We start from the raw sequence: 605 nt of genomic DNA, 5'->3' as shown, positions 1-605 counted from the left end.
GTCGGTGCGCCTCCCGGGTACGTCGGTTACGACGAGGGTGGCCAGCTGACCGAGAAGGTGCGGCGCAAGCCGTTCAGCGTGGTGCTGTTCGACGAGATCGAGAAGGCTCACCCGGACGTCTTCAACACGCTGTTGCAGATCCTGGAGGACGGCCGGCTGACCGACGGTCAGGGCCGGATCGTCGACTTCAAGAACACGGTGATCATCCTGACCACGAACCTGGGCACCCGGGACGTGGCGAAGGCGGTCTCGCTGGGCTTCCAGGCCTCCGAGGACGTCGAGTCGAACTACGACCGGATGAAGGTCAAGGTCAACGACGAGCTGAAGCAGCACTTCCGCCCGGAGTTCCTGAACCGTATCGACGACACGATCGTCTTCCACCAGCTGCGTGAGCAGGAGATCCTGCAGATCGTCGACATCTTCACGGCCCGGATCGAGGGGCAGCTGAAGAACAAGGACATGGGTCTGGAGCTGACCGACAACGCCAAGAAGTACCTGGCGAAGAAGGGCTTCGACCCGGTCCTGGGCGCCCGGCCGCTGCGCCGGACGATCCAGCGCGACCTGGAGGACACCCTGTCCGAGCAGATCCTCTTCAACGAGCTGCG

At 63.6% G+C, this 605-nt stretch carries 1 protein-coding gene; it reads left to right on the top strand.

Features of this window, described 5'->3' with window-relative positions:
• Nucleotides 1-605, top strand: a 605-nt coding sequence (locus Apa02nite_RS50770) for an AAA family ATPase (RefSeq protein WP_203831588.1), incomplete at both ends; no start/stop codon positions are given.

The organism is Actinoplanes palleronii (assembly GCF_016862315.1).
Classification (GTDB): domain Bacteria; phylum Actinomycetota; class Actinomycetes; order Mycobacteriales; family Micromonosporaceae; genus Actinoplanes; species Actinoplanes palleronii.
This window is presented reverse-complemented; position numbering and strand designations above follow the sequence as displayed.